The sequence below is a fragment of the Dactylosporangium sp. NPDC005555 genome (assembly GCF_040605635.1).
GTDB lineage: Bacteria > Actinomycetota > Actinomycetes > Mycobacteriales > Micromonosporaceae > Dactylosporangium.
Map to the genome: position 1 here is coordinate 1 of NZ_JBEXDG010000142.1, position 3,785 is coordinate 3,785.

Below are 3,785 nucleotides of genomic sequence, written 5' to 3' on the forward strand. Positions count from 1 at the left end.
TCACGGTCGGCGTGCTGTCGATCCTGCTCATCGTCCTGGCCGCCCGGCGGCTCTTCCGCTCCACGATCCTCGCCGCCACGGCCGGCCTGCTGATGGCCCTCGACGGCATGCACTTCGTGCTCTCCCGGTCGGCGCTGCTCGACATCTTCCTCATGTTCTGGATCGTCGTCGCGTTCTACTTCCTCGTCCTGGACCGCGAGCAGCGCCGCGCCCGGTGGCTCGCGACGCTGGAGACCTCCGCTCCTGCGCGGCTCGGCGTCCCCTGGTACCGCCTGGCGTGCGCGGTCTCGCTCGGCCTCGCCGCCGGTGTCAAGTGGAGCGCGCTGTGGTACATCCTGCTGTTCGCCGCGCTCACCGTCGTCTTCGACGCCAGCGCCCGCCGCACCGCCGGCGGCCGGCGTCCGCTGTACGACGCGATCTTCAGCGACGGCCGCTGGCTCTTCGCGTTCGGTGGCCTGGTCCTCGTCACCTACCTGGCGACCTGGACCGGCTGGTTCGCCTCCGATGACGGATATCTCCGGCACTGGTACGCGCAGGCGAACGGCCTCAGCCACGACCGCTTCATCGACCCGCTGGTCAACCTCTGGGAGTACCACCAGGTCGCGTACGGTTTCCACACCGGCCTGAGCACCCCGCACCCCTACCAGTCGTGGCCGTGGATGTGGCTGCTGCTGGGCCGCCCCGTCAGCATGTACGTGAACACCGACGGCCCCTGCGACGCCAGCGCCTGCGTGTCGCAGATCCTGCTGCTCGGCACCCCGGTGCTGTGGTGGTCGTTCCTGCCGGCCCTCTTCGCCCTCGGCTGGCTCGCGATCGCCCGCCGCGACGGCCGCGCCTGGCTCATCATGGCCTGCGCCCTCGCCGGCATCGTCCCCTGGTTCCAGTCGATGCCGTCCCACCGCACCATGTTCACGTTCTACGCGCTGCCCGCCGAACCCTTCCTCGTCCTGGCCGTCGTCTACGTCCTCGGCGCCATCATCGGCCCACCCCGCCACGTCGACCCCGACAGCGACCGCCGCCTGATCGGCACCATCGTCGCCGGCGCGTACGTCACCCTGGTCGCCCTCTGCTTCGCGTACTTCTATCCCATCTACAGCGCCATGAACATCACCAACACCGAATGGCTCTCCCGCATGTGGCTGGGCTCCCGCTGGATGTGACCCACCACGATAGAAGCAGACCACAGTCAGCTCAAGCAGCGACTCGCCCGAACGCGTCCTCCGAACGGCAAATGCAACGGCGCCCTACGGTCGAATATTCTGGGTGATCTACTCTTCTGCGTCGATCCACTTTGGGATAACGTCAATGCGTCCGACTAGAGATTGGAGCACTGCGTGTCCTTAATGGACAGAAGAAAGTTGCTCGCGCTCGGCGCCGGAACGGTCGCCGCAGCAGCTGCCGGCACCAGCGCGCAAGCCGTACCATCCGAAGTGGACGCAACAAGTACACCATCGCCGAGCCGACTCGCGGCCAGCCTTCGCGGATCGTTCACCAGCGGTTACGTGCAGACCAACGGCGTTCGTCTGCACTATGTCGCCGGTGGCAGCGGGGCGCCCGTACTCCTGCTGCACGGCTGGCCGCAGACGTGGTGGGAATATCGGAAGATCATGCCCGATCTCGCCACGAGGTATCGTGTTATCGCGGTCGATCTGCGCGGCGGCGGCAATTCCAGCAAGCCGCAGTCCGGATATGACAAGAAGACGATGGCGGCCGATGTCGCAGGTCTGATCACCGCTCTCGGATATACCAAGGCGCACGTCGTCGGCCACGACATGGGGGCCATGGTCGCATACAGCCTCGCGGCGAACAAGCCGCAGGCCGTCGACAAGCTCGTGATGCTGGATGTCACCCACCCCAACAGCGGATATTACGAGTTCCGCATGCTGCCCGCGCCGGGCGCGCCGTTCCACCCGTGGTGGTTCGCCTTCAACCAGTTGAATTCCCTGCCCGAGCAGCTCGTCACCGGCCGCTCCCGCTTCCTGGTCGACTGGATGTTCGACTACCTGCTGGTCAACCGCGCTGCTATCAGCGATGCCGACCGCGCCATTTTCGCCGCCGCGTACGCAACGCCCGACGCGATCCGGGGCGGCAACGGCTGGTACAAGGCGTTCGGCCAGGACATCATCGACAACGACACGTATGGGAAGATCGACACGCCGACCCTGGGCCTGGCCTGCCCGGGATTCTTCCCCGGCCTGGCTGCGACGCTCAGCGCCCAGGCGACCAACCTCCAACTGGCGCAGATCGACAACACCGGCCACTACTTCGTCGACGAACAGCCGGCGGCCGTCGTCCAGCAGCTGAAGGCCTTCCTCGGCTGACCTACGAGCACGGGAGTCCGCGCGTGTCGCGCGGGCTCCCGCGCGACGAAGGTCGAATTGAGCCTCTTCCAACCTGCTGGGGCTGTTCCGCGGTGGTACAGCGGGTAAAGGATGGATCGGGGTCGACGTGGGCAGGGGAGCATCGTGAGGGTGTTGGTCATACCGAGGTAGGCGAGTCGTGGAAACACGACGCGTCGTCGTCTGTGCGGCGACGCCGACGGCGTGGACCTGGCGAGTGGCGAGTTCGATGAAGACCTGCCGGCGCAGGACCGCCACCTGGTGCCGCAGCACCAGGATTTCGACGTCCTTGGCGCCGTCGTCGCGGGCGAGTTGGGTGAGCATCTGCAGGACCTGACGTAGCAGCAGGTACACCAGCGAAGCCGCCATGACCTCGATCGTTGCGTTGCCGGCGGGGTGGACGTCGGACAAAGCCACACGTCACACCCCTGATGCGGCTTGCGAGCCCACAGGTCAGTGGCAGCTTGCCCCGTCCGCCGTTGACTCATATTTGTCATGATGCTTGAACAGCATGATGCCGGTGCCGACCTCCTGCCGGCCCAGCGGCGTCAGGTCGAGGTAGTTGTACGTGCCGAGCACGATATCCGGCCCCCGCCCGTAGGTGGAGTAGGTGTGGAACACGTTCGCGTCTTCCCTGAAGAAGACACTCAGCCCGTGCTGCTCCCCGCTCATGTGGTGCACCAGGCCCTCGCGCTCCAGCGTCTCCTTGTCTTTGTAGTTGTATTGGATCGGGGCGACCGACTCGTCCATCGTGACCTGGAAGTCGTAGTTGAAGTCGGTGCCAAAAGAGGAGACCCAGGGGATCGTCCAGCCCATTCGCGCCTTGAACTTCTCGATCTTCTCCAGTGGCGCCCGGGAAACGGCCGTGAACGACGTGTCGCGGGAATTCAAATGCCCGAGGTGCGCCACATTGTCGATGAGAAAGGAGCAGCTGGAGCAGCCCTCGTCCCAGCTCGGGTCGAACATGAAGTGGTAGGTGATGAGCTGCCGGCGCCCTTCGAACAAGTCGTGCAGACTCTTCTCACCCGACGACGCCTGGAACCGGTAGTCCTTCTCGACCCGCGTCATCGGCAATGCCCGCCGAGCAGCGGAGATTTCGTCCCGCGCGTCGGTCAGCTTCTTTTCCTTGGCGAGCAGCTCCTTCCGCGCGAGCAACCAGTCTTCGCGGGACACGACTTGCAGACCACTCATCTGACTCTCCTCCAGGCGCAGTTACATCGACTGGAGTCTACTTGATAACGCTGGACCTCACGAGACGAAGTTCAGGGCTCCGGAAAGGTAGTGATACGACCGTTGTGGATGCTCACCTCGGCCATTCGTCAAGGGCATGAACACATGCTGGGTCAATAGAGAACAGGTGCCGTGTCGGGTGGCCGGAGGGGGTCTCACCCTCCGGCTCCCACAGATCCCGGCGTAAACCTCTCGGTTTACCGGGCTCCTGTCATC

At 64.9% G+C, this 3,785-nt stretch carries 4 protein-coding genes; 3 read left to right on the forward strand and 1 reads right to left on the reverse strand.

Annotated elements, in window-relative coordinates; genetic code table 11:
- The 3 genes from ABZS58_RS50995 to ABZS58_RS51005 all read left to right on the forward strand — a co-directional run.
- On the forward strand, window positions 1–1,160 hold a 1,160-nt coding region (locus ABZS58_RS50995; protein ID WP_354792054.1), incomplete at its 5' end, for a phospholipid carrier-dependent glycosyltransferase.
- 183 nt (window positions 1,161–1,343) lie between these two features.
- Window positions 1,344–2,321 carry an alpha/beta hydrolase gene (locus ABZS58_RS51000; RefSeq protein WP_354792055.1) on the forward strand — a complete coding sequence of 326 codons (978 nt, stop codon included), beginning with the start codon at window positions 1,344–1,346 and terminating at the stop codon, window positions 2,319–2,321.
- A gap of 222 nt (window positions 2,322–2,543) precedes the next feature.
- Window positions 2,544–2,681 (forward strand): hypothetical protein, encoded by a 138-nt coding sequence (locus ABZS58_RS51005; protein WP_354792057.1) that lies wholly within the window; start codon window positions 2,544–2,546, stop codon window positions 2,679–2,681.
- A 111-nt stretch (window positions 2,682–2,792) separates the two neighbouring features.
- Here the strand turns inward: ABZS58_RS51005 and ABZS58_RS51010 are convergent, their stop codons facing one another.
- Complete coding sequence (locus ABZS58_RS51010; RefSeq protein ID WP_354792059.1) at window positions 2,793–3,530, reverse strand: DUF899 domain-containing protein; 738 nt, start codon at window positions 3,528–3,530, stop codon at window positions 2,793–2,795.
- Window positions 3,531–3,785: the final 255 nt, after the last annotated feature.

Excerpts from the sequence above, each read along its gene's own strand:
- ABZS58_RS51010 (WP_354792059.1), bottom strand. The coding sequence starts at position 3,530 with ATGAGTGGTCTGCAAGTCGTGTCCCGCGAAGACTGGTTGCTCGCGCGG.
- ABZS58_RS51000 (WP_354792055.1), top strand. The coding sequence starts at position 1,344 with ATGGACAGAAGAAAGTTGCTCGCGCTCGGCGCCGGAACGGTCGCCGCA.